The sequence below is a fragment of the Mesorhizobium dulcispinae genome, from assembly GCF_033977345.1.
Classification (GTDB): domain Bacteria; phylum Pseudomonadota; class Alphaproteobacteria; order Rhizobiales; family Rhizobiaceae; genus Mesorhizobium; species Mesorhizobium dulcispinae.
In genome coordinates, this window is sequence record NZ_JAVIIY010000003.1 from 534,731 (window position 1) to 559,080 (window position 24,350).

General features: G+C 63.7%; 24 protein-coding genes. 8 read left to right on the plus strand and 16 right to left on the minus strand.

What is annotated here, in order from left to right:
• Positions 1–5: 5 nt before the first annotated feature.
• Positions 6–332, minus strand: coding sequence for an ElaB/YgaM/YqjD family protein (locus RFN30_RS10505; protein WP_320262007.1), 327 nt, complete (start codon positions 330–332; stop codon positions 6–8).
• 76 nt (positions 333–408) lie between these two features.
• A complete protein-coding gene (locus RFN30_RS10510) occupies positions 409–1,164 on the minus strand; it encodes a Crp/Fnr family transcriptional regulator (RefSeq protein WP_320262008.1) in 756 nt (251 codons plus the stop codon).
• A 163-nt stretch (positions 1,165–1,327) separates the two neighbouring features.
• On the opposite strand from RFN30_RS10510, the gene RFN30_RS10515 reads away from it, so the two are divergent.
• The gene (locus RFN30_RS10515) at positions 1,328–1,708 is read left to right on the plus strand and encodes a response regulator (RefSeq protein ID WP_320262009.1); all 381 of its coding nucleotides are present in this window, start codon (positions 1,328–1,330) and stop codon (positions 1,706–1,708) included.
• A 43-nt stretch (positions 1,709–1,751) separates the two neighbouring features.
• Here RFN30_RS10515 and RFN30_RS10520 read toward each other — a convergent pair whose 3' ends face one another.
• Together RFN30_RS10520 and RFN30_RS10525 are read right to left on the minus strand one after the other, a co-directional pair.
• Entirely contained in the window at positions 1,752–2,303 is a 552-nt protein-coding gene (locus tag RFN30_RS10520; RefSeq protein ID WP_040973662.1) for an RNA polymerase sigma factor, read from the minus strand.
• Positions 2,304–2,306: 3 nt separating this feature from the next.
• The gene (locus tag RFN30_RS10525) at positions 2,307–2,510 is read right to left on the minus strand and encodes a NepR family anti-sigma factor (RefSeq protein WP_320262010.1); all 204 of its coding nucleotides are present in this window, start codon (positions 2,508–2,510) and stop codon (positions 2,307–2,309) included.
• A 221-nt stretch (positions 2,511–2,731) separates the two neighbouring features.
• Between RFN30_RS10525 and RFN30_RS10530 the strand changes: the two genes are divergently transcribed.
• From RFN30_RS10530 to RFN30_RS10555, 6 genes are all read left to right on the plus strand, one after another.
• Positions 2,732–3,526: a response regulator gene (locus RFN30_RS10530; RefSeq protein ID WP_320262011.1), complete on the plus strand. Its 795-nt coding sequence runs from the start codon at positions 2,732–2,734 to the stop codon at positions 3,524–3,526.
• Between the two features lie 162 nt (positions 3,527–3,688).
• A complete protein-coding gene (locus tag RFN30_RS10535; protein ID WP_108606680.1) occupies positions 3,689–3,853 on the plus strand; it encodes a DUF1328 domain-containing protein in 165 nt (54 codons plus the stop codon).
• 180 nt (positions 3,854–4,033) lie between these two features.
• Complete coding sequence (locus tag RFN30_RS10540) at positions 4,034–5,071, plus strand: sensor histidine kinase (RefSeq protein ID WP_320262012.1); 1,038 nt, start codon at positions 4,034–4,036, stop codon at positions 5,069–5,071.
• Between the two features lie 194 nt (positions 5,072–5,265).
• Complete coding sequence (locus RFN30_RS10545; protein WP_320262013.1) at positions 5,266–5,436, plus strand: hypothetical protein; 171 nt, start codon at positions 5,266–5,268, stop codon at positions 5,434–5,436.
• A 101-nt stretch (positions 5,437–5,537) separates the two neighbouring features.
• Positions 5,538–5,864 (plus strand): hypothetical protein, encoded by a 327-nt coding sequence (locus RFN30_RS10550; protein ID WP_320262014.1) that lies wholly within the window; start codon positions 5,538–5,540, stop codon positions 5,862–5,864.
• Positions 5,865–5,947: 83 nt separating this feature from the next.
• Entirely contained in the window at positions 5,948–6,193 is a 246-nt protein-coding gene (locus RFN30_RS10555) for a YMGG-like glycine zipper-containing protein (protein ID WP_027166589.1), read from the plus strand.
• Positions 6,194–6,278: 85 nt separating this feature from the next.
• On the opposite strand, the gene RFN30_RS10560 is transcribed toward RFN30_RS10555, so the two are convergent.
• From RFN30_RS10560 to xylF, 4 genes are all read right to left on the minus strand, one after another.
• Positions 6,279–7,922, minus strand: coding sequence for a CHASE domain-containing protein (locus tag RFN30_RS10560; RefSeq protein WP_320262015.1), 1,644 nt, complete (start codon positions 7,920–7,922; stop codon positions 6,279–6,281).
• A gap of 130 nt (positions 7,923–8,052) precedes the next feature.
• Positions 8,053–8,853, minus strand: a complete 801-nt coding sequence (locus RFN30_RS10565; protein ID WP_320262016.1) for an ATP-binding cassette domain-containing protein — start codon at positions 8,851–8,853, stop codon at positions 8,053–8,055.
• Positions 8,854–8,866: 13 nt separating this feature from the next.
• On the minus strand, positions 8,867–10,231 hold the full coding sequence (locus tag RFN30_RS10570; protein ID WP_320262017.1) for a sugar ABC transporter permease: 1,365 nt from the start codon (positions 10,229–10,231) through the stop codon (positions 8,867–8,869).
• Between the two features lie 245 nt (positions 10,232–10,476).
• Entirely contained in the window at positions 10,477–11,517 is a 1,041-nt protein-coding gene (gene xylF / locus RFN30_RS10575; protein WP_320262018.1) for a D-xylose ABC transporter substrate-binding protein, read from the minus strand.
• A 356-nt stretch (positions 11,518–11,873) separates the two neighbouring features.
• Between xylF and RFN30_RS10580 the strand changes: the two genes are divergently transcribed.
• A complete protein-coding gene (locus tag RFN30_RS10580; RefSeq protein ID WP_320262019.1) occupies positions 11,874–13,118 on the plus strand; it encodes an ROK family transcriptional regulator in 1,245 nt (414 codons plus the stop codon).
• Between the two features lie 283 nt (positions 13,119–13,401).
• Here RFN30_RS10580 and phoB read toward each other — a convergent pair whose 3' ends face one another.
• The 8 genes from phoB to RFN30_RS10620 all read right to left on the minus strand — a co-directional run bounded on the left by phoB (position 13,402) and on the right by RFN30_RS10620 (position 24,062).
• A complete protein-coding gene (phoB, locus tag RFN30_RS10585) occupies positions 13,402–14,091 on the minus strand; it encodes a phosphate regulon transcriptional regulator PhoB (protein WP_010911896.1) in 690 nt (229 codons plus the stop codon).
• A gap of 19 nt (positions 14,092–14,110) precedes the next feature.
• Entirely contained in the window at positions 14,111–14,815 is a 705-nt protein-coding gene (gene phoU, locus RFN30_RS10590) for a phosphate signaling complex protein PhoU (protein WP_059188051.1), read from the minus strand.
• A gap of 20 nt (positions 14,816–14,835) precedes the next feature.
• Positions 14,836–15,639 carry a phosphate ABC transporter ATP-binding protein PstB gene (pstB, locus tag RFN30_RS10595; protein ID WP_320262020.1) on the minus strand — a complete coding sequence of 268 codons (804 nt, stop codon included), beginning with the start codon at positions 15,637–15,639 and terminating at the stop codon, positions 14,836–14,838.
• Entirely contained in the window at positions 15,636–16,487 is an 852-nt protein-coding gene (pstA, locus tag RFN30_RS10600) for a phosphate ABC transporter permease PstA (RefSeq protein ID WP_320262021.1), read from the minus strand. Before pstA ends, pstB begins: the two co-directional genes overlap by 4 nt.
• A gap of 3 nt (positions 16,488–16,490) precedes the next feature.
• Positions 16,491–17,477 carry a phosphate ABC transporter permease subunit PstC gene (gene pstC / locus RFN30_RS10605; protein ID WP_320262022.1) on the minus strand — a complete coding sequence of 329 codons (987 nt, stop codon included), beginning with the start codon at positions 17,475–17,477 and terminating at the stop codon, positions 16,491–16,493.
• A 66-nt stretch (positions 17,478–17,543) separates the two neighbouring features.
• Entirely contained in the window at positions 17,544–18,602 is a 1,059-nt protein-coding gene (gene pstS / locus RFN30_RS10610) for a phosphate ABC transporter substrate-binding protein PstS (RefSeq protein ID WP_320262023.1), read from the minus strand.
• A 515-nt stretch (positions 18,603–19,117) separates the two neighbouring features.
• Positions 19,118–22,489, minus strand: a complete 3,372-nt coding sequence (locus RFN30_RS10615) for a response regulator (RefSeq protein WP_320262024.1) — start codon at positions 22,487–22,489, stop codon at positions 19,118–19,120.
• Positions 22,490–23,243: 754 nt separating this feature from the next.
• The gene (locus RFN30_RS10620) at positions 23,244–24,062 is read right to left on the minus strand and encodes a DUF2865 domain-containing protein (RefSeq protein ID WP_320262025.1); all 819 of its coding nucleotides are present in this window, start codon (positions 24,060–24,062) and stop codon (positions 23,244–23,246) included.
• Positions 24,063–24,350: the final 288 nt, after the last annotated feature.

Sequence of the window (24,350 nt, forward strand, 5' to 3'; positions counted from 1 at the left end):
GTGGGCTAGCGGCGCGAGAGCAGCGCGAACAGGAAGCCTATTCCCGCGGCGATCGCCAGCGATGTTACCGGCTTTTCGCGAACGCTGGCTATCAGCTGCGCCTCCAGATCCTGGGCACTTCCGCGCACGCTTTCGAACGCCGCCTCGCCTTGCGCGCGCAACTGCTCGACGCCCTCAGTGGCCGCGCGCCGCGCCGCGCCGTAGCTGTCGTCCCTGGTCTTGGCCAATTGCCTGGTGAGTTCTTCGATATCGGCCTTCAACTGCCGGATGTCGGCTTCGAGGTCGGTGTTGGAGGGAGCATCTGTTGCGGATCTGCCTGCGGCGGTCGCCATTGCTTAACTCCTTAAGTTCGCTTCGATTTCAACGCCCGGTCGGCGCCGGGGTTCCGTTCCTCGCGGTCCAAATCCTTCAGATCAACGGCCTGCGCTCCTCACCCAGGCCATCCCAGCCGGCGAGGTCCTTCAACCCATCCTGGTCGATGATCTCGCAACCGCCATCGCGCCACGCAATCAGCTTGCGATCGATCAGCTTGCGGATCGTCTTGTTGGTATGCACCAGCGAAAGGCCGAGCGTATCGGCGATGTGCTGTTGCGTGATCGGGATCTGCACCGGCCTCTTGCCGTCCAGGCCTGCGCCCCGGGCGCGGCTGGAGATGAAGGCGACGAGATAGGCCGTCCGCTCCAGCGCCGAGCGCCGACCGATGCTCAGCAGGTTTTCATCGAGCATGCGTTCCTCGCGCGATGCCATCCAGGTGATGTCATAGGCCAGACCCGGGTAGTTGCGGTAAAGCTCGTGCAACTGGTCGCGCTCGAAGACGCACAGCAGCATCGGCGACAAGGCCTCGACGGAATGCTGCATCTGGCCCATCAGGCTGCCTTGCAGGCCGATGAGATCGCCGGGCATCGAATAGTTGAGGATTTGCCGCCGCCCGTCGGACAGCAGCTTGTAGCGGAATGCCCAGCCTGAAAGCACGGTGTAGAGATGCGCGCTGTGGCTACCTTCGACCAGCACCGTCGCACCCTTGTCGACTGCAAGCTCTCCTTTCTTGAAGCTGCTGACGAACGACAGCTCCTGGCTTTCGAACTCGCGAAAGGCCGGCAGCGGCCTCAGCGGACACTTCTCGCAAGAATATTGGCGGGCGGACTGTGGATGCTGGCTGGACATTTCGACCCCTCCTCGAAATCCCGGTCCATGACGCGGATAGCAAACGCTCCACACCGACCGAGGTTCCGCCGATCACGGCAATGCATCGCCGGTCATGTCTTTTTTAAATGACAGAGAGCCAAATACCGCGCATGACTGCGGCCCTCATAGGAGTCGCCGACACGTGCCCCCATTGCTGGACGGATTGCGTATCCTGATTGTAGAGGACGAATTCCTGATCGCGATGGATGTCGAGCAGTTGTGCCGCGACCATGGTGCAGCCGATGTCGCCATCGTCCGCGGATTGACCGAGATCGACGAGCACGATCTGCCGTCCCACTTCGATGCGGCCGTCGTCGACCTGATGCTGGACGGCGTTTCGACCCTCGATTTTGCCGCACGACTGCGCAACACGGGCGTTCCGTTCGTCTTTGCCACCGGCTACTCGGACTCGGATGACCTCAGGGACGCTTTTCCCGAGATACGGCTGGTCGGCAAACCCTTTTCGGGTGATGACCTCGTCGCGGCCCTGGCTGCCGCCTGCGGGCGTGCGGCCGCCGCCTGAACGGGCCCCATTCGCACAAGGGACGGTATTCGAGACGCAGTAGTCAGGCGGCGTTTGAGCCTGTCACCTGTGCCGAGATCGCATCGGGGCCGTATTCGTCCTCGCCCGAAATCTTCAGAATATCCTGTAGCCGGGCGCGCGCCCGGCTGACCCGGCTCTTGATCGTGCCGACCGCGCAGCCGCAGATCTCGGCCGCCTCTTCGTAGGAGAAGCCGGACGCGCCGATCAGGATGATGGCTTCGCGCTGATCCTCCGGCAGCTGCTCCAGCGCGCCGCGAAAATCCTTGAGGTCGAGCTGGCCATGCTGGGCCGGGTGGACGGCAAGCCTGGCTGTCATGATGCCGTCGCTGTCCTGCACCTCGCGGCCGCGCTTGCGCATCTGCGAATAGAATTCGTTGCGTAGGATGGTGAACAGCCAGGCCTTGAGGTTGGTACCCGGCTGGAAGCTCTCATGCTTGTCCCATGCCTTGACCAGGGTTTCCTGGACGAGGTCGTCCGCCTTGTCGGCATTCTGCGTCAGCGACACCGCAAAGGCGCGCAGGCTCGGGATCGCGCCGAGTAGCTCGGTCTTGAAGCTCTGGGAGACCGCCGCCATGCCTCAGTCCTTTTTCTCGGCGGGTTCGGCCTTTTCCAGCTGGCTGAGCAACTGAGCGAATCGATCCGGCACCTGATCGGAGACCAGCTCGTCGTAATATTGTTTGAGTTTGCGGGCGATTTCGGAGTTCGGTCCAAGCGGGTTGCCGCCCCCATTCCGGTGCCTGCCCATGGCGCCAGTCGTTGAATTCTTTGACATTTCTTTCATATTCGCCCTAATTCCCAGCACCCGAACCGCTCTAGAACCACAGACCACAACGCAAGCGGCACCCTAGTCTGGTTGCCCATCCCGAAACCCCGAAACGTCCGCTTGCTAATTTAGTTCCACGCCCGGCGGAACTTTTTCAGAAAGCCGACGTTGGTTTGCCGGGGTTTGCGACCCGTCTATCCTAATGAAATGTAACAACGTCATCTGAGGGAGACGTCAATATGAGCCTATCTGCAACCATCGCTCCTCACCTGCCGTTCCTTCGTCGATTCTCGCGCGCCGTCTCGGGATCGCAGGAAAGCGGTGACGCGTTGGTCGCCGCGATGCTGGAGGCCATCATCGCCGACACCGAAGTCTTCCCCAAAGCATCGAGCGACCGCATCGCTTTGTACAAGGTCTTTGCCAGACTATTCACCTCGATTGCCATCCGCGTACCGCAAGAGCATGCGCAGACCGCCTGGGAGCAGCGGGCGGCCGCCAATCTGAACGCGATCGCGCCGCGGCCGCGGCAGGCCTTCCTGCTGGTCGCCGTAGAGGGTTTCAGCGAGGACGAGGCGGCAGAAATCCTTGATGCCGACGAACAGGAGTTCTCCGAATTGCTTGCCCAGGCAAGCAGCGAGATCTCCCGCCAGGTCGCAACCGACGTGCTGATCATCGAGGATGAGCCGCTGATCGCCATGGATATCGAGGAGATGGTCGAAAGCCTGGGCCATCGCGTTGTCGGCACCGCGCGCACGCATGCCGAGGCGGTGGCCATTTTCGGCAAGACGCGTCCGAAAATGGTCCTGGCCGACATCCAGCTCGCCGACGGCAGCTCGGGCATCGAGGCGGTGAACGAGATCTTGTCCTCCTCGCCTGTGCCGGTGATCTTCATCACCGCTTTCCCCGAACGCCTGTTGACCGGCGAGCGTCCCGAACCGGCGTTTCTGGTGACCAAGCCGTTCAATCCCGACATGGTCAAGGCCCTGATCAGCCAGGCGCTTTTCTTCGACCGCCAGGCAAAAGCCGCGGCCTGACCTCACCCAGAACCGACGGTCGAGATCTCATGCGAGCGTCCCGCTCGCATGAGGCACGGCGGTGCCCGACCGGTAACTGCTTCCAGGGGTCGTCTTTTTCCGCAAATGGTGGAACAAACGATATCCAGCCACGTTTTTCAGGACATCAGAAGGAGATGTATCATGCTGTACTGGGCGCTCGTTTTTCTTGTGGTCGCGATTATCGCCGGCGCGCTTGGGTTCGGCGGCATTGCCGGCACGTCGGCTGGCATCGCACAGATCTTGTTCTTCGTCTTCCTTGCCTTCCTGGTGATTTCGCTCATCGCCGGCCTGTTCAGACGGGCTTGACGCGGGAGCGCCGAACACTGGAAGCCGCACCCCTCAAACGGTTTCCAGCTACCGCCGGGCGGTGCCTCCAAAGGGCATCGTCCGGCGGACCGCTTTTGGGGCTGCGCGCAGCCTAGGCTTGTCAAAGCTGGGGCGCAAACTTGTCGTAAGCCGTTCAAGCCTGCATGCGGGAAATATCGGATGCGTTCCAAAGTCTCGGAGAAGGACGGTACGGAAAAACGCAGCGGCAGCGACGAAGTGATCGCGATGCATCCGGCGGAGAGCGGGATGCAGGTGGGGCGCGCGCTGCTCCATGCGCTTCACAATGCCGGAATTTCGGTCCTCTATCAGGATCGTGAAATGAAGACCGTCTGGGCCCGCAACATGCGAGCGCCGTGGGCATCTGAGACGGCCGACGGCAAGGATTTGCTCTCCTCCGCACAGGCCGAACGCATAAGCGCAGCCAAACGCAAGGTGGTTGAAACCGGCAACGCGGACCGCCTCGAGCTCGGCATTCCCGACAGTGACGGCGTGCGCTGGTTCCATATCTGGATCGATGCCGATCGCAGCGACTCCGGCGAGGTCCAGGGCGTCGTCACCACCATGGTCGAGACGACGGAGCAGAAACGCCGCGAGCAGACGCTGAAGACGCTGCTGCGGGAGGTCAGCCATCGCTCGAAGAACCTTCTGGCCATCATCCAGAGCATAGCCACCCAGACCGGGCGCTACTCCGAGACGCTTGGCGACTTCCTGACGCGCTTTCGCGGCCGCCTTCAGTCGCTCGCCTCGTCTCAGGATCTGGTGACATCCTCCAACTGGCGGGGAGCAGCGCTTCGGGAGCTCGTATCCGGCCAGGTCGGCCGCTATAGCGCGGATCCAGGTCGCAGCTTGCGTTTCGTTGGCGAGAACCCTTACCTCAACCCGAACGCCGCCCTGCATATCGGGCTGGCCATGCATGAGCTGGCCGTGAATTCGGTAAGCTATGGCGCCCTGTCGCAGCCCGACGGTCGGGTCGAGGTAAGCGCCAGGATCGCGGCCGGCGGCGAGACTTCGCCCGGCCTTTTGCTGATATGGACGGAAGCGATCGGCGCCGGCCGGCGCAACGAAAAACGCTTTGGCAGCGTCGCTCTCGAACGCGTCGTGCCGACCTCGCTGAATGGCTCGGCCACCCTCGATATCGACGAGGATCGTCTCGAATATCGCCTCACGATCCCGCGCGGCAATTTCGAGATAGAATGAGGCGCCGCGTCGCCGCCGGCATTCGTCGTAAGCCCTTAACCGGCTGTTCACCATAAAGTCCGATTCTGTTCCCGGCTAAAAGCAGCTCCAGGAAAAGCGCGCAACGGATTTTCGTCTGAAGTTGCGCAAGAACAAGTATTTGGAGCGGATCGGCGACCGCTCCAAACGCTGAACCGCTCGGATGCGAGGACTGAATGATGGTTGCCGATATGAACAGGTTGGAGCAGGCCGCCCGCGTCTCGATGAGCGGCTTCCAGGACGCTGAGGCACCGCCATTGCCCCGTTCCTCTCATCTTTCGCTTCGCCTCGGCGCCGTCGCGCTCGTTGCTGTCCTGGCACTGGCCGCAGCGTGGCAGATGACCTGATTCCCGATCGCGCAACCGCATAGCCACCAAGGGCTCGCGGCATCGTGGGCCAGGAACTTTTGAGCGGCGAGAATCGTTCTTTGCGGCGGGAGGATTCACCCGTGGAACACATCGCCGCTTTGCTCCTCGTCATCGGCTGCTCGGACACCATGACCGATTGCCGCGAGCTGTCGGTGCCGGTCGGCGTTTTCGAGACCTTCGAGGCTTGCATCGCCGAACGACCCTTTGCGCTGGGCGACCTGTGCGGCGTGACGCCACATATCGTGGGCGAGTGCCTTGCCGTCGATCCGGCGCTTGAGGACGACTACGATCAGCTTCTCTGGTCCGTGCGTCCCGACGGCACGCTCGTCGCGTCGCTGGAAGTCTCCGGCGCGCTTGTCGCATCGAACGGCGCGCGCCCGGAAAAAGACTATCTTCAGCAACAATAAGATCAGGCAAGCAAAGCCCGTTTTTTCGTGCTAAATGGCGGCTGGCACTGCCAAAAGTGAGGACAAAAGTGAGGAGCTATTTTATGCGGAAGATGATCATTGCCATGGTTGCCGTGGTCGCTGTCAGCGGCTGCACCACGACCGAGCAGGATGTCGTCGGCGGCGGCCTGATCGGCGCCGGCGTGGGCGGCTTGGTCGGCGGCGGCAAGGGTGCCCTGATCGGCGCGGCTGTCGGCGCCGGGTCCGGCCTCTTGGTCCGCAACCTGCGCAACGGTTATTGCCAGTATCGCGACCATCGCGGCCGGATCTACACCGCCCGCTGCAACTGATCCCGCGACAAAGCAGTTAATGGAGGCCGGCCTGCCGGCCTCCATTTCTTTGCCCGCTCGTCGCCCTCTGCCGAACCGGCGCCGCTCACTCTGTCAGCGGAAGCCTTATTTCGACTTTCAGTCCGTCGGCCTGAAAATCGCGCTTGATCGTGCCGCGCAGCTCGCGCGTGACATTGAGATCGATCAGCTTGGTGCCGAAGCCGGTCTTTGCCGGCGCTTCCAGCTTTTCCTGCCCCGTCTCGCGCCAGTTGAGCACCAGCGTCCGCTCGCGGCCGCGTCGTTCCACCATCCAGTCGACTTTCAGCCCCCAGTCTCCCTTGAGAGCATTGGCCGAGCCGCCGGCTTCGCCATATTTGAGCGCATTGGTGGCGAGCTCGTGGAAGGTCAGACCGAGCGCCTGTGTGGTCGTCTCGTCAAGCAGCACCTCCGGCCCCGACAATATCCCTTCGGGAAGTTCCTTGCCGAACACCTGACCGAGCTCGATGCGCAGGAGGTCGCCGAGGTCCGCCTTCTGCCAGCGCGAGCGTGTCAGCATGTCCTGCGACGCGGCCATCGCCTGCAGCCGCGCCGAGAACGATGTGGAGAACTCCTTCACGTCGGTGGCCTGGGAGGCCGTCTGCCGCGCGATCGCCAGCACCCGGGTGATCGAATTTTTGATGCGGTGCTTCATCTCCTGCAGGATCAGGTCCTTTTCCAGCAGGCTCTTCTCCGTCGCCTCATGCAGCAGCGACTTCGCCTCATAGGCGCGCTCCTGATAGCGGGCCACCAGCGCGATCGCCCCGGCAAGCAGCAGGCCGAACAGCCCGAGCATCACGGGAATGGCGCGCGAGGAAGGCAGCGAAAAAGCGCTCGTCGGCCGAAACAGGACAGTCCAGGGTCGGCCGGCCACGACGATATCCCGGCGCGCCACAAGCTTTCCGCCGAGCGATTCGGCCGGCGGCGCCTCCGACCGGAACAGGAGATTGTCGGCTCCCGGCTTGCCGTCATAGATCTCGACATTGACCGGCAGCAGCGGAGCCTTGCTGAGCGCCACCTGGAACAAGTCGCGCGCGCGGAAAGCGGCGTAGAGAAAGCCCGCGGTCGAGGAACGGCTGGCATTGATGACGTCCGGAGCCGTTTCCACGTTCAGCCGCACGAAAACCAGGAATCCGGGGAAGGTCTGCTCCAGACCTTGTCCCTGGCCAAGTTGCACAAGCCCGCTGGCATGCTGCTGGTCGTCGGCCATGGCCTTCTCGATCGCCGTTCGCCGCACCGCCTCGCTGAACATGTCGAAGCCGATGATCGACTGGTTGGACGTATCGATCGGCTCGAACAGCACGATGGGCGTTCGCCACGGCTGCTGCGTGGTGGCGGGGTAGATCGGATGCGCCGAACCGCGATCGTGCAGGATGTCCCGCTCGACCGCGGCCTCGTCGCCGGTCTTGGCCAGCCTGAGGAATCCGACGCCGCGCAGGCCGGCGAAATTGTCGTTGATGTCGAGCGCGGTGAAGAAGGCGTTGAACTCGCCGCGCGTGATATCGCCGTTGCGGGCATCGAACAGCGCCCGGGTCGAGCGCAGTAGCGACAGATGCAGGTCGATGCGGCTCTCGATGCGGTTGAGCGCATCGTCGGCCGTCCCCTCGAACTTGATGCGCGCGCCCTCCTGAGTCGCGAAATAGGCGAACCCCGCCATCGTCAGGCTAATCAGCGCGACGGCGATGAAAGCGACGATCGGAAAGAGCTTTTTCAACGCAGGATGCTGCCCATGGATGGTCAGCTCCCTTTATGCGCAAGTCTCCGCGTCAACACAATGGCGAGGCCAATCCATCACTGTGGCTGGCACATCAACCAATCGTAAATTAGCCAGCTAACTTATGACCTTACGCCGCTATTTTCAGCGCTCCGGGACCCGGAATGGCACCCGGCGGACACTTGCCCAAAATGATCATGCCGAGCACCTCGTCCTGGGTAACGTCGCCCGTGCGCGCCGTGCCGACGACCTGGCCGTTCTTCATCACGCAGACCCGGTCGGCCAGCTCGAATACGTCATGGATGTCGTGGCTGATCAGGAAGATGCCGATGCCGTCAGCCTTGAGCTGCCGCACCAGTTCGCCGACCTGCGCCGTCTCCTGCGGCCCGAGCGCGGCCGTCGGCTCGTCCATGATCAGGATGCGGGCGTTGAACAGGATCGCGCGGGCGATCGCCACCGATTGGCGCTGGCCGCCGGAGAGCTTGATCACCGGCTCCTTGAAGCGCTGGAAGCGCGGATTGAGCCGGCCCATCACATTGCGCGCCTCGGCCTCCATGGCGACGTCGTCGAGCGTGCCCCAGGCGGTCATCAGCTCGCGGCCGAGGAAAAGATTGGCGGCGGCGTCGACATTGTCGGCAAGCGCCAGCGTCTGATAGATCGTCTCGATACCGTATTTCTTGGCATCGCGCGGGTTGGAGATCGAAGCCTCCTCGCCATTGACGAAGATGTGCCCGGCATCGCGCTTATAAGCGCCGGACAGGATCTTGATCAGCGTCGACTTGCCCGCGCCGTTGTGGCCGAGCAGCGCCACCACTTCGCCGGGGAAGAGATCGATGGAGGCGTCGTCGACGGCGCGGATGCCGCCGAACGCGATCGAGATGTTGCGCATGTCGATCAGCGGGACGCCGGCGGAAGCGTTCTTGTCTGCCATGATGCTACCTCCCTCAGACCCGCTTGCGGTAGATGGTGTCGAGCCAGACCGCGACGACCAGCACGGCGCCGACGACGATGCTTTGCAGCGGCGAATCGACGCCGAGCAGCACCATGCCGGACTGCAGCGACTGCATCAGCAGCGCGCCAAGCATGGCGCCGAGCACGGTTCCCGAACCGCCGGCAAGCGAGGTGCCGCCGATCACCGCCGCGGCGATGACCAGGAGCTCGTCCAGCGTGCCGAGCGCATTGGTCGATGAATTCTGCCTGGCCGACGAGATGGCGGCTGCGATCGTCGCCAGCACGCCCATGATCATGAACACCTTCATGGTGATCCAGCGCGTGTTGATGCCGGCAAGGTTCGCCGCCTCCGGATTGCCGCCGATGGCGAACACATAGCGGCCGAAGCGGGTGCGCTTGGTGATGAAGGTCATGATGAGGCCGACCGCGACCGCCATCAGTACCGGAATGGCGATGCCGTGGGCGATGAACAACCCGCCCTCGGGAACGGTGATTTTGTTGGCGGCGGCGTAACGGTTCACGATGCCGACCGGCCAGGGATAGGAATTGGCCAGCCACACCGCGCCCATGATGACCGCGCAGGTGACCGCGCCGAGCAGCGTCTCGGCCCAGATCGGTCGCAGCGGAAAACGGAAGCGCTTGCGCTGCACCCGGCCGTGGAACAGCGCAAACACCACGGCAAGGCAGGCGACGATACCGACGACCCAGCTCCACATGGCGCCGATCGAGCCTGCCGGCCCGCCGCCCATGAGCTGGAAAGTGGCGTCGAGCGGCGCCACCGTCTGGCCGCTGGTGACCCACCAGGCGGCGCCGCGCCACACCAGAAGCCCGCCCAGCGTCACGATGAAGGCCGGCACCTCGAGATAGGCAATGACGAAGCCCTGGAAGGCACCGATCAGCAACCCGAGCGCCAGGCCGATCAACAGCGCCAGCACCCAGATCCACGGATTGCCGAGCTCGAGCCCGACCATGCGCACCAGGAAATGCACCTGGGCGAAGCCCATGACCATGCCGATCAGCCCCTCGGCCGAGCCGACGGAGAGGTCGATGTTACGCATCACGATGACCAGCACCATGCCGGACGCCATGATGGCCACGGCCGAGGTCTGCACCGACAGGTTCCACAGGTTGCGCGGCGTCAGGAACGTGCGGCTGTCGAAATCGAGCGGATTGACGCCGAGCCGCAGGCTCGAGATGACGTGCAGGCCGATCCAGATGATCAGCAGCGCGCCGACCATGCCGAGCATGCGCGTGTCGAGTTCGGTCGCCTTGAGGAACCGGCCGACGGCGCTGAGTTCGGAAGCACGCGCACGATCCGCGGCCGGATTGGCCGGCGTATCAGAGGTCGTATCGGTCATGATCTCCTCCCACCGGCTTGCCGTCTGGCGCGGATGCCGGACCACGATGCTAGGGCAATTCCAGGAAGCGCGTAACGGTCTTCCGCGGGGAATTGCGTGGAAACAAACGGTCGGGGCAGTTCGGCGATCTTGCCAGGCGGTGAACTGCTCCAGCGGTTTCCCGCTTCATCTGAGCGGGAAGCGCTTTTTGAGAAACGCCGCGGCCTTGGGCCGCGGCGTCAGGATTTGAACAGACGTCGGCCGGATCAGTTGCAGACCGCGACGCTGCCGGCGGCAACGCCGGCGCAGACCTCGTCCTTCTTGATCCAGCCGGCGTCGATGACGACGTTGAGATTGTCCTTGGTGATCGCGACCGGGGTCAGGAACAGCGACTTGACGGTGTTGCCGCCGGGCGTCGTGAAGTCCTTGGCGCCGGCGATGTCGGCCATCTTCTTGCCGTCGGCGAGCTGCGAGGCGATCTCGGCGGCGTTCTTGCCGAGCTCGCGCGCGTCCTTCCACACCGACACCGTCTGCGTGCCGAGCGCGATGCGGTTGAGCGCCGCGTGGTCGCCGTCCTGGCCGGAGACCGGAACGGTGCCGGCCAGGCCTTGCGCCGTCAGCGCCGCGACGACGCCGCCGGCGGTGCCGTCATTGGCCGCCACGACAGCGTCGACCTTGTTGTCGTTGGCGGTCAGGAACTGCTCCATGTTCTTCTGCGCGTTGGCAGGCAGCCAGCCGTCCGTATAGGCCTCGCCGACATTCTTGACCTTGCCGCTGTCGATGGCTTCCTTCAGCACTTCCATCGAGCCCGAGAACAGGAAATCGGCGTTCGGATCGGCGCCCGAGCCCTTGATGAAGACATAGTTGCCTTCGGGCTTGACCTTGAACACCTCGCGGGCCTGCATGCGGCCGACTTCCTTGTTGTCGAAGGTCAGGTAGAACACGTCCTTGTTCTCGATCAGGCGGTCGTAGCCGACCACCGGAATGCCTTCGTCGAGCGCCTTCTGCACCGCCGGGCCGATCGCCGAGGCGTCCTGCGCTAGGATGATCAGGGAGTTGGCGCCTTGCGAGATCAAGCTCTCGACGTCGGTCAGCTGCTTGCCCGGATTGGACTGCGCGTCGGCGGAGATGTATTTGTCGCCGGCAGCTTCGATGGCTTTCTTCATCGCCGCTTCGTCGGTCTTCCAGCGCTCTTCCTGGAAATTCGACCACGAAACGCCGATCACCTTGTCCTTCGCCTCTGCGACCGACGCCAGCGTCAACGACATAGCGACACCCGCCAGCATGGCGGCTGCGAATCTCTTCATGATTTCCTCCCTGCGCCGTTGCGGCGCGACCCAGACTGGCCCGAAGGCCGGCACAGAGGCTTTTTTTCGAGCCTCGAAAAAATACTGATCGAACGCCGAAGCGCTGTCAACTGCGATTCTGATGGTTTTGAGGTGTCTCGAACTTTTTTTCGAGTCCCGCAATAAATAATGACAGTCCCGGCCGCTTCTGCCACTATCCCGCAACAGCCTGGAGGAAGCGAAGAACCGCTTTCCGCTGAGTGGAATGAAACAAATCCAGGGCGGTTCGGTGGCTGTGTCCGCAACCGAACCGATCTGGCGCGTCGCCGACGGCCCATGCATTATCAAGAGGCCGCGCTGACCGGGAGGGAGAGAAGATGTCGGTCGGAATCCGCCACGACGACCTGCGCCGGCGCAATCGCGCCATGGTGCTCTCGGCCGTGCGCCGGGCCGGCCAGCCGTCGCGCACGGAGATCGCCGCGACCACCGGGCTCAGCCACTCGACCATTTCGGCGATCTCCTCGGACCTGATCCAGGAAGGCATCCTGGCCGAGAGCAAGCCGAGCGAGACCGCATCGCTGAAGCGCGGCCGACCGCAGGTCGGCCTCGCCCTCAACCCGGAGGCGGCGGCGGTGGTGACGGTGGTGCTGTCGCTCAATTTCCTCTCCGTCGCCGTCATCGACTATGCCGGCCAGGTCATCGCCGAGGAACAGCGGCGTCTCGATACGCTGACCATGCCGCGCGACGAGCTGATCGGCGAGTGCACAGCGATCGTCCGGCGCCGGCTGGAGGATCCGGACCTCGATGTCCGCAGCGTCGCCCGCATCGCCATGGGCATCCAGGGCATCACAGATTCCCATGCTCGCGCCATGCTGTGGTCGCCGATCACGCCGCTGACCGACATTCCCTTCGCCGACATACTGGAAAGAGAATTCGGCATTCCGGCCACCATGGAGAACGACTGCAACATGATGGCCGTAGCGCTGCAATGGCGCGACCCCGATCGCTATCGCGACAATTTCATCGCCATCCTGCTCTCGCACGGCATCGGCATGGGGCTGGTGCTGAAGGGCGAGCTGTTCACCGGCACGCATTCTTCCGGCGGCGAGTTCGGCCACATGATCCACCGTCCGGGCGGCGCACTCTGCCGCTGCGGGCGCCGCGGCTGCGTCGAGGCCTATGCCGGCAACTACGCTATCTGGCGCAGCGCCATGAAGATGAGCGAGGACGCCGAGCCGGTCGATGTCGGCGACGCCGACATGCGCGCGCTTGCCGCCAAGGCACGCGAGAAGGATGGCCCGGAGCGCGAGGCCTATCGCCGGGCGGGCGAGGCGCTGGGCTTCGGCCTCGGCAGCCTGTTCGCGCTGATCGACCCTGCGCCGGTCGCCATGGTCGGCGTCAGCGCCGCCGCCTTCGACCTGATCGAGCCATCGCTGCGCGAGGCGATCGCCCAGACCGCCGGCGGCCAGCACTCGCAGTCGATCTCCTTCGACACCGAGCCGAACGAATTGCCGCTGATCCGAGAAGGCTGCGCCATGCGCGCGCTGACCTTCGTCGATCAGGAGATCTTCGCGCCGGGCGTACAGGCGCGGGCGGGCGCTGCTGGAAAGAACGTAGCCTGATCTGGCGTTCGCTATCGTTTGGAGTGGCCCAAACTCCCATCGCTTCGTCATCCTAGGGCGAAGCAAGGAGCGAAGCGACGCGGCGAAGACCCTAGGATCCATGCCGTTACATACGAGCGTTGCGGCGGTGCAGAACGACCTCTGTCTTGCGCCGCCTTTACTCTTCGCGCGAGGTCACGGCATGGATCCCAGGGTCTCCGCGACGGAGCTTCGCTCCTGCTTCGCCCTGGGATGATGACGTTGAGGATGCCTCGGCCAATCCCGACGGTTGCGATGCGAGGACCTAGTCTTCCCTGATCGCGTACCCTGCCCCGCGGATGGTGCGGATCACATCGGGCATGCGGCCGTTGTTGACCGCCTTGCGCAGGCGCCCGACATGCACGTCCACGGTGCGCTCGTCGATATAGATCGTCTCGCCCCAGACATTGTCGAGCAGTTGGCTGCGCGAGAACACCCGGCCGGGATGCCGCATCATGAATTCGAGCAGCCGGAATTCGGTCGGCCCGAGCCTGATCTCGCTCTTCTTGCGGTAAACGCGGTGCGATTCGCGGTCGAGCACGATGTCGCCGACCTTGAGCACGCTGGACAGCACCTCCGGCTTGGCGCGGCGCAGCAGCGCCTTGACCCGGGCCATGAATTCCGGCGTCGAGAACGGCTTGACCAGGTAATCGTCGGCGCCCGTCGAGAGGCCGCGCACCCTGTCGCTTTCCTCGCCGCGCGCCGTTAGCATGATGATCGGCAGCCGTTCGGTCTCGGGCCGCATCCTCAGCCGGCGGCAAAGCTCGATGCCGGAAACCGCCGGCACCATCCAGTCGAGCACCAGAAGGTCGGGCACGTTCTCTTGCAGGCGGATTTCAGCCTCGTCGCCGCGGGTCACCACTTCTACCTGGTAGCCCTCGGATTCGAGATTGTAGCGGAGCAGCACCCCCAGCGGCTCCTCGTCCTCCACCACCATGATGCGTGGGGCGATCATATAGCAGGTACCTTCGCTGTCAGGCCGCCGGCGCCGACATCGCCGTCTCGTCCTGTTTCGGACGGTTCGCGGGCAATTGCGTGCCGGTCAGCACATAATAGGCGTTCTCGGCGATATTGGTCACGTGGTCGCCGATGCGCTCCAGATTCTTGGCGCAGAACAGGAGATGGGTGCAGGCCGTGATGTTGCGCGGATCCTCCATCATGTAGGTCAGGAGCTCGCGGAAGACGGAGGTGTATTTGACGTCGATGCGCTCGTCGTCGTTCCGGAGCTTGGCGAGCGCCGTGGCGTCGCCCGCCGTGTATTCCTCGATCACGCCCTGGACCTGGATCAGCACCAGTTGCGCCATGGAGTCGATGGAGTGCGACAGGTCGCGTGGCGCGGCGCTGACGCCGACGGAACCGACGCGCTTGGCGATGTTCTTGGCGAGGTCGCCGATGCGCTCGAGGTCGCCGGCCATGCGGATGGCGCCGACCACGCTGCGCAGGTCGTCGGCCATCGGCTGGCGTTTGGCGATCAGCGTGATGGCGCGATCGTCGAGCTCGCGCTGCCGCGCGTCCATGATGGCGTCGTCGGAAACCACGCGCTGCGCCAGCGCGTTGTCGGAGTTCAGCAGGGCCTTGGTCGATGCGCCGACCATCGAGCCGGCGAGATCGCCCATGTCACGGATGAGCTGGCTGATCTGCCTCAGATCCTCGTCGAAGGAAGCGACCGTATGCGCCATGGTTATGTCCTCGTATGAACTCAGCCGAAGCGGCCGGTGATGTAGTCCTGCGTGCGCTTCTCGCGGGGCGAGGTGAAGATCTTCTCGGTCCGGTCGAACTCGACCAGCTCGCCGAGATACATGAACGCCGTCTGCCGCGACACGCGCGCCGCCTGCTGCATGTTGTGGGTGACGATCACGATCGTGTAGTCGGCCTGCAATTCGTCGATCAGCTCCTCGATCTTGGCGGTCGACAGCGGATCGAGTGCCGATGCCGGCTCGTCGAGCAGGATGACCTCCGGCTTCACCGCCACCGTGCGGGCGATGCAGAGCCGCTGCTGCTGGCCGCCCGAAAGGCTCTGGCCGCTGGCGTTGAGCTTGTCCTTGACCTCGCTCCAAAGTGCGGCGCGCTTCAGTGCCGACTCGACCCGGTTGTCCATTTCGGCCTTGCTGATCTTCTCATACAGCCTGACGCCGAAGGCGATGTTCTCGTAGATCGACATCGGGAACGGCGTCGGCTTCTGGAACACCATGCCGATCTTCGTCCTGAGCAGGTTGAGGTCCTGCGAACGGTCGAGGATGTTCTTGCCGTCGAGCAGTACCTGACCCTCGGCGCTCTGCTTCGGGTAGAGCTCGTAGATGCGGTTCAGCACGCGCAGCAGCGTCGATTTCCCGCAGCCCGACGGTCCGATGAAAGCGGTGACGCTGCGCTCCGGCAGCGACAGGTTGATGTCCTTCAGCGCCTTCGACTGGCCATAGTAGAAGTTGAGGTTCTTGACCTCGATCTTGGCCTTCTCGACGGCCGTCTCGGCTACGTTAAGGTCGGTGGACAACATAGGTTTCATCTGTCCTCTCTGCGTCCGGTAAGGCTGCGGGCGAAAATGCTCAGCCCGAGAACCGTAAAGGTGATTATGAGTGCGCCCGTCCAGGCCAGTTGCTGCCATTCCTCGTAGGGACTTAGGGCGAACTGGAAGATGGTCACCGGCAGGCTGGCCATCGGCGCGTTGAGATTGCTCGACCAGAACTGATTGTTGAGCGCGGTGAAGAGCAGCGGCGCCGTTTCGCCCGAAATGCGGGCGATCGCCAGCAATATGCCGGTGACGATGCCGGAGAGTGCGGCGCGATAGGCGACGGAGCGGATCACCACCCAGCGCGGCGCGCCGATCGCGGTGCCGGCTTCGCGCAGTGCATTGGGCACTAGGTTCAGCATGTCCTCGGTGGTGCGCACCACGACCGGGATCACCAGGATCGACAGCGCGACCGCGCCGGCAATCGCCGAGAAATGCCCCATCGGCCGCACCAACAGCTCATAGACGAACAGGCCGACGATGATCGAGGGCGCCGACAACAGGATGTCGTTGATGAAGCGCACCACCGTGGTGAGACGCGAGAAGCGCCCGTACTCGGCCATATAGGTTCCGGCGAGCACGCCTATCGGCGTGCCGACGACGATGCCGATGATGGTCATCACGATGCTGCCGTAGATGGCGTTGAGCAGGCCGCCGGCGTCGCCGGGCGGCGGCGTCATCTCGGTAAAGACCGCCAGCGAAACGCCGGACAGGCCCTTGTAGATCAGCGCGCCGAGGATCAGCGCCAGCCAGGCAAGGCCGATGCCCGCCGCGATGACGCACAGCGCCATCATCACGGCATTCTTGCGCTTGCGGCGCTGGTGGAGCGACATAGCTACCGACATCGGTCATGCTCCCGTGCGGCTATCGATGCGCAACAGCATGTAGCGCGCGATGGCGAGGATGATGAAGGTGATGATGAACAGGATCAGGCCGAGCGCCACCAGCGAGGACGTATAGAGCTCGCCGTCGGCCTCGGTGAATTCGTTGGCGATGGTCGCCGAGATCGTCGTGCCCGGCGCAAACAGCGAGGCGCTGATGCGGTGCGCGTTGCCGATGACGAAGGTGACGGCCATAGTCTCGCCGAGCGCGCGGCCGAGACCGAGCATGACGCCGCCCATGATGCCGACGCGGGTGTAGGGGATGGTCACGCGCCGCGTCACTTCCCAGGTCGTGCAGCCGATGCCGTAGGCCGATTCCTTCAGCACCGCTGGCACCGTATCGAACACGTCCTTGGTGATCGAGGTGATGAACGGCAGCACCATGATGGCAAGGATGAGCGACGACGTCAGCAGGCCGATGCCGTAGGGCGGACCGGCAAACAGGCTGGAAAGGCCGGGTATGCCGTGGAAAAGGTTGATGATGAAGGGCTGCACCGTCGTCTGCAGGAAGGGCGCGAAGACGAACAGGCCCCAGATGCCGTAGATGATCGAAGGAATGCCGGCGAGCAGCTCGACCGCGATGCCGATCGGGCGTCGGAGCGGGCGCGGGCAGAGCTCGGTGAGGAAGACGGCGATGCCGATGCCGATCGGCACGGCAATGAGAATGGCGATGGCCGACGTGACGATGGTGCCGTAGATGGGCGCCAGGGCGCCGAAATTCTCGGTGACCGGGTTCCAGGATTCGGTGGTCAGGAAGGAGAAGCCGAACTTCGACAGCGCTTCCCATGAGCCGGCGATCAGCGAGATCGCCACACCGCCGAGCAGGACCAGCACGAGGATGGCGGAAGCGCGTGTGGCCGCCCGGAAGACCGTGTCGGTGAAGGCGAAGCGGCGCACCGTCGCTTCTCTGGTCCGCACGGCGGACGAAGTCACGGCTTCGGAAACGGCACTCATCGAGCCCTCTCGCATTTCGAAAGAAAGACAGGAGGGCGCCGCAGCGCCCTCCTCATTCCGGAAGAATTACATGCCGGAGTAGATCGGCTTGCCGTCCTTGTCGAGAATGTCCTTGCCCCACATTTCCTCGACGCTCTTCACGACCTTGTCGGGCATCGGAACGTAGTCGAGCTCAGCGGCCATCTTGTCGCCCTTTGCATAGGACCAGGCGAAGAACTTGAGCGCCTCGGCCGTGGCCGCAGCGTCGTCTGGCTTGTTGTAGACGAGAATCCACGTGGCGGAAGTCATCGGCCAGGACGCGGCACCTGCCTGGTTGGCCAGGATGACGCCGTAGCCCGGCTGCGAGCTCCAGTCGGCATTGGCCGCGGCAGCCGAGAACGCCTTGGCGGTCGGCTCGACCTTCTTGCCGTCCTTGTTCACCATGTCGGCATAGGTGAGCTTGTTCTGCTTGGCATAGGCGTATTCGACATAGCCGATCGCGCCGCCGGTCTGCGAGACGTTGTTGGCGACGCCTTCATTGCCCTTGGCGCCGATGCCCACCGGCCACTCGAGCGCCTTGTCGACGCCGACCTTCGACTTCCAGTCGGCGTTGACGTCGGCCAGATAGTAGCTGAAGTTGAACGTGGTGCCGGAGCCGTCCGAGCGATGGACGACCGCGATCGCCTGGTCGGGCAGCTTGACCTTGGGGTTGAGCTTCTTGATCGCCTCATCGTTCCAGTTGGTGATCTTGCCGAGGAAGATGTCGGCCAGCGTCGGGCCGTCGAGCACCAATTCGCCCGGCTTGATGCCTTCGAGGTTGACGACCGGAACGATGCCGCCCATCACCATCGGGAACTGCGCGAGGCCGCTTGACTTGAGATCGTCGCCCGTGAGCGGCGCATCGGAAGCGCCGAAGGTCACGGTCTTGGCCTTGATCTGCTTGATGCCGCCGCCGGAACCGATCGACTGATAGTTGAGGCCGATGCCGGTCTCCTTTTTGTAGGCGTCGGCCCATTTGGCGTAGATCGGATAGGGGAATGTGGCGCCGGCACCCGAGATATCCGCAGCCCAAGCGGCGGACAGGGTGAGCGTGGACGCCGTAGCCATTGCAATCGCAACGGCCGCTGAGCGGATGAAATGTCTCATGTGGCCTGCTCCTGTTCGGAATATGGTCTCTTGGCACCGCCTTTTGCCGGCGCCCAGTGTGGGCAATAGCCCTCGATTATTACAGTCGCATGACAGTTTCGTGTCAGCCCGGTAACGCCCGAACAGGGATGTCTGGAGGGGCCTGCGGCGGCCTTCGCGGACCAGCCTGAGTTTGCCGCGGGAATCAGTAACTTGTCTGACTTTTGAATCAAAAATTATCCCGGCGGCCGTGGTCACGGCCGCCGGGAAATAAAATCCGGACGAGAGCGCGTTGCCCGAAGCCAGAGCGGATCATGGCCTCGCCATCGCCGAAAACAGGTCCGTTGGGGTAGAGTCGACGCTGTTCCTTGCCGGCGGTCGCTGCTCCCGCCCGTAACCGAGGGGCGGAATCGACAGCAACCATTGTCCCGACTTGGCCTTCGCTTTGGTATGGTGCGATCACACCATACGCCCGCGTCAGGTCCTGCAGGCGATGCCCTTAGCCGATGCCATGAACGGCCGCGCGGAAAAGCTTGTTAGCCGGCGCTGCGCCGGACTTCCGCACCCGACCCAAGCCACCTTTCTAGCTTCTCGAGCAGTGCCTTCGGGCTGATCGGCTTCGGCAGGTAGTCGTCCATGCCGGCTTCCAGGCAGCGCTCGCGGTCGCCTTTCAGCGCATGCGCGGTGACACCGACGATCGGCACATGTGAGCCCATCTCCGCTTCGAGCTGCCGGATGGCGGCGGTCGCCTCCAGGCCGCTCATCTCGGGCATCGACACATCCATCAGGATCATGCGCGGATTGAGCTTGCCGAAGGCGTCCAGCGCCTTGCGGCCGTTACCGACGATTTCGAACTGATAGCCGGTCTCGCCCAGGATTTGCGTGAACACCAGCTGGTTCACCTCGTTGTCCTCGGCAACGAGGATGTCGAGCCCGCGCTCCGCGCCCGGCGGGCGCGGGCGGGCACGCGCCGGCGGCGGCTGCAAGAGGACGCGATCCGACGCCGTCGCCTGCGCCACGGACGCTCGCGATGCGCCGGGCCCGGTCTCGACGCTGCCGGCCAAAGGCGGATGAATGGCCCCAGTGCTGTGGCGGTGGCGCTGGATCGTGGCGACCAGCGTCTCCAGGAGGATGGAGGAGCGCGCCGGCTTGATCAGCTGCGCATCGATGCAGAGATCGCGGTAGGCGGCGCTGGCGAGCGACTGGTCGACCGAGGTCAGCATGATGATCGGCGTGTGCGCGAGGCCGGCGGTATTGCGTACGATGCGCGCCATTTCGGCGCCGGTCATGCCCGGCATCTGGTAGTCGAGCACGACGCAGTCGACGGGCACGCCGTAGGCGGCGGCGGCGATCAGCACCTTCAGTCCCTCGGCGCCGCTTTCGGCCGCGCAGGAATCGAAGGTCCACGAGGCCATCTGCTCGCTGAGGATCGAGCGGTTGACGGCATTGTCGTCGACGATCAGCACGCGCGCGCCGGTCACATCGACCGGCATGATCCGCTGCCCGCCCCGCTCCGCCCGCGGCAGCGTGACGGTGAACCAGAAGGTCGAGCCCTTGCCCTCGGCGCTGTCGACGCCGATCTCGCCGCCCATCAGCTCGACCAGTCGCGAGGTGATGGCAAGGCCGAGCCCGGTGCCCTCGTGCCGCCTTGTCGAGGAGGTGTCGACCTGGCTGAACTTCTCGAACACCAGCTTCAGCTTGTCCTCGGGAATGCCGATGCCCGTATCGGTGATCGAGATGGTGAGCCTGGTGCCGGCCGGGACCCGTTCGCCGGTGACGTCGACCAGCACATGGCCCTCGTCGGTGAATTTCACCGCATTGCCGAGCAGGTTGGTGACGATCTGCCTGAGGCGGCCGACATCGCCGACGAACTGCCCGTCGAGCCCGGGCTGGACGCGGACGATGAGCTCGAGGTCCTTCTCCTTGGCGCGCGTCGACACCAGGGTCGCCACATCCTCGATCGCCTCGGCGAGATTGAAGGGCGCCGGGTCGAGCACCAGCTGGCCGGCGTCGATCTTGGAGAAGTCGAGGATGTCGTTGATGATGGTGAGCAGCGCGTTGCCGGATTTGACGATGATGTCGGTGAACGTCTTCTGCTTCGGATCGAGGTCGGATTTGGCGAGCAGCTCGGCCATGCCGAGCACGCCGTTCATCGGCGTGCGGATCTCGTGGCTCATATTGGCGAGGAACTCCGACTTGGCGCGGTCGGCGAGCACGGCGCGCCGGCGCGCCTCGCTGAGTTCGGCTTCGCGCTGCTTCAGCTCCGTTATGTCCGTTGTCGATCCGATCAGATAGAGCGAGCCGTCGGACGCGATCATCGCGCCCTTGCGCGCGAACTGGTGACGCACGCTGCCGTCGGGCATCGTCACCTTTTCCTCGATCTCCTGCGTCTCGCCGGTGCGCAGCACTGCGAGATCGCCTGCCACGAAAGCCTCGCCGTCAGCGCCGAAGATCTCGACATCGGTCTTGCCGATCGCCTCTTCCTTGCTGAAGCCGGTGAGGTCGCACCAGCCCTTGTTGACGTAGAATTGCCTCAGGTCCGAACGCTTGGCGTAGATCGACACCGGCACGTTGTCGATCAGGCTGCGGAACACCTCGTTCTCGCTCATGCTTTCCTTGAGCGCCCGCTCGCGCGCCTTGACGTCGGTGATATCGGTGCTGGAGCCGACCAGATGCACCGACCCGTCGATGGCCACCAGCCGGCTCTTGCGCGTCATCAGCTGCCGCACCGTGCCGTCACGATGGGTGACGGGTTCCTCGACCTCGCGCCCCTTGCCGGTTGCAATGACCTCGGTGTCGTCATGACTGTAGCTTTCGGCGTCCTCGGTCCCGAACAGCTCGCAGTCGGTCCTGCCGAGGACATCCTCCTTGGCGATGCCGGTCAGCGCGCACCAGGCCTTGTTGACGAATTCGATGCTGAGATCCTCGGCCTTGATGAAGGCCGCCACCGGCAGCTCGTCCATGACATGCCGGTAGAGGTCGATCTGGCGCAGCGAGTCGCGCAGCGCCTTTTCGCGGGCCTTGATGTCGGAAATGTCGACGCGCACGCCGATGAAGGTGCCGTCGTCGGTCCTCATATCGTAGACCTGATACCAGCGACCGTCGGGATTGAGCCGCTCATAGGACGAATTGGGCAGGTGATAACGCTTCAGAATGGCGTCGAGCCAGCGTTCCTTGTCGATGCTGTAGAGCTTGTCGATCTCGGCGTCGCCGCTCGACCGGAAATAGCCGACGGAATGACCGAGCGCGAGCGCCTCGCGGAACGTGCGGCCCGGCTGCCAGGCAGGTTTCAGCGCCGGCAACGTGTCCTGCAGCTTGCGGTTGGCGAAGACGAATTTATCGTCGCGGTCATAGATGATGACGCCCGCCGGCAGCGATTCAAGCACGGTTGCGAGGTTCTTGCGCGCCTCGTCGGCTTCCGTCTCGCGATGCTTCATGTCGGTGATGTCGACATAGGAGACGAGCCGCTTGCCGCCGGCAAGCGGTGCCAGCGAGGCGATCAGCGTGCGGCCGTCATTGCGCGGCAACTGCCTGGAGCCGGCAAGGCCTGCCCGGATTTCAGCCTCGCGCTCGGCGATGTGGCGTTGCCAGGCCGCCTCGTCGGCGCCATAGGGATCGGCATCGCGGCTCGCCTCCATCAGCTCGCGGAAGCCGCAGCCGGCCGTGGCGCGGCGCGGATCGATCTTCCAGAAGTCGTAGAAGGCGCGGTTGATGATCTCAGCCTTGAGATCGGCGTCGAGGACGATGACGCCGATCGGCATCGAATCGACCATCAGGCGAAGATTGGCGAGCGCTTCCGAAATCCCTGCCGGGTGCTGCGGTCCGGCGAATATCCCGTGGCCGCCCATAACCGTGCTTTGGGAATCGCGCGCGTCGCCCGTCCCGAAAGTGCCGTCCGTATCCGCCATCCCTACCCCCAGGCCGAACCCTCGCCGGTTCGTCGGCGGAATGTGCCTGACAAGCATTAACGATCCGCTAACCTTAATGATTCGCAACCGGACACGCCCAATGCCGTTGACGCATGCCGGCTAAAAGAGTGCGCCGGTTTTGGGAAAACGGCATGCGCAGGAACAAACCCAAAGCGCGGCGCCTGAACCCGATCGGCGCGACGCGGGTTTGGTCAGACGCTGGTCCCACGCCGCTGCGGTAATCCGTCCGTTGGCGGACCCGCCGCTGCCGGGCTATAAAATCGTTGGGGGTATTGCTGATGCTTGGTCGAATGCTGACTTTTGTTCTCTGCCCGGCGCTGCTCGCGGCGAGCGGTTGCGCGCGCAGCGACGACGGAACCGTCATCATTCCAAGCCGGATGGACGTCAGGCGCATTTGGGACAAGGCCCCGCCGGGAACAACCGCCTCGAGGCAGATTGCATCGGACGTATTTCCTCAGCCGCCAAGCGCGCCTGCTGGTCCCTCCGGCCGAAGACATTTCAGGCCGGCTTCGACGACCCCCTCCTATCAGCCGGGTTTGCCCGATGCGTCCTCTCAGCCGGAGAAGGCGCTGGCCTGCAGGAATGTCAGCGAACCCGGCAAGCGCTATCGCGTCGTCTGCGACTAGCGCTGTTCCAGGAAGGTGCACAGAGGGTTTCCGCCCGAAATTGCGCAAGCCGAGAAGCCCCGGTTTGTGTAAACGGACCGCGCCGCCGCCGCCGAACTCGGCGATGATCAGTCGGCCGGGAAGAAGACTGGGCCGACCATCCGGATCTGCCGCGAGCTTGCCGGTCTGGTGGGCGTCTGCTGTGCCGCATCGTCGGCGGCTGCAGTTACATGGACCTCGGCCCCATCGGCTCCAGGCGCCGGAATATCCGAAACGGTTGTGAGATCCGGCTTTGCCGTCGGCAACGGGATGATGGCGTTTTGCATGTTGCCGGGCGTCACGGTGCGGGCCCTGAGCTCGGCCACGCGCTGATAGTAGCGCTTGAGATCGCAAGCCTTGAAGCTGGCATCGTCGCGATACCGGAAAGCGGTTGGAAGCTCGGTGTATGGCATGCGCGTCTCGACCGCGACCATCTGGTCGGTCTCGAGGTTCGGATCGCTGAGCGTATAGAGGTCGACGCCTGGATCGTCGCAGATATAGCGGCACTGATCGACTGTGTCCTTGAGGTCATTGCCGCGCGCGAATTGCGAGTTCGGCGCCGGGAAGAAGTAGCCGTCCGAAAGGCGCACACAAAACAGCATCGCATTGCTGCCGAACGTCGTGGCAGAGGGCTGTGACTTGGGCTCCCCTGGCTGCCGCCCGGTCGCGGACTGGCAGCCCAGCGCGATATATCGCGCCTGCAGGTCGTCGCGACCCTGATTGCCGACGCCGGCGATCCGGCGCGGCACCTCGGCCTTGCTCCTGGCAAGGTCGGCGCAGGCGTTGAAGAAGCCGCCCGTCGCACTGCTGGCGGTGCAGTGGCGCTGCCTCTCGATGCCCTGGATCGCGGCGAGCTGACGCCGCAGTTGGGCAAGTTGAGGGCTGGCCGCGCCGCGCCCGGCAAGCATCTGGTTTCTTAGCGCGCCGCAAGGGTCGGCGTAGGAAACCTTTGGAAATACCAGCAGCGCAGCAACAACCGCGAGAGAAGCCGTGAGAACCCGCAAGCATGTCATTTGACCGTCGCCTTGCTCTAACCCCATTGAAGCTCAGAACAAATACAAGCTTTATCTAAATGAGGCTATTGTAATATTCGTAAGGTAAAATGCTTCACTAACTTTACAATCTGATCGTAATGCTCAACCTTGTAAAATGAATATTACACTTTCATTTCAAGATTGAGGCAGTAGCCGAAATCC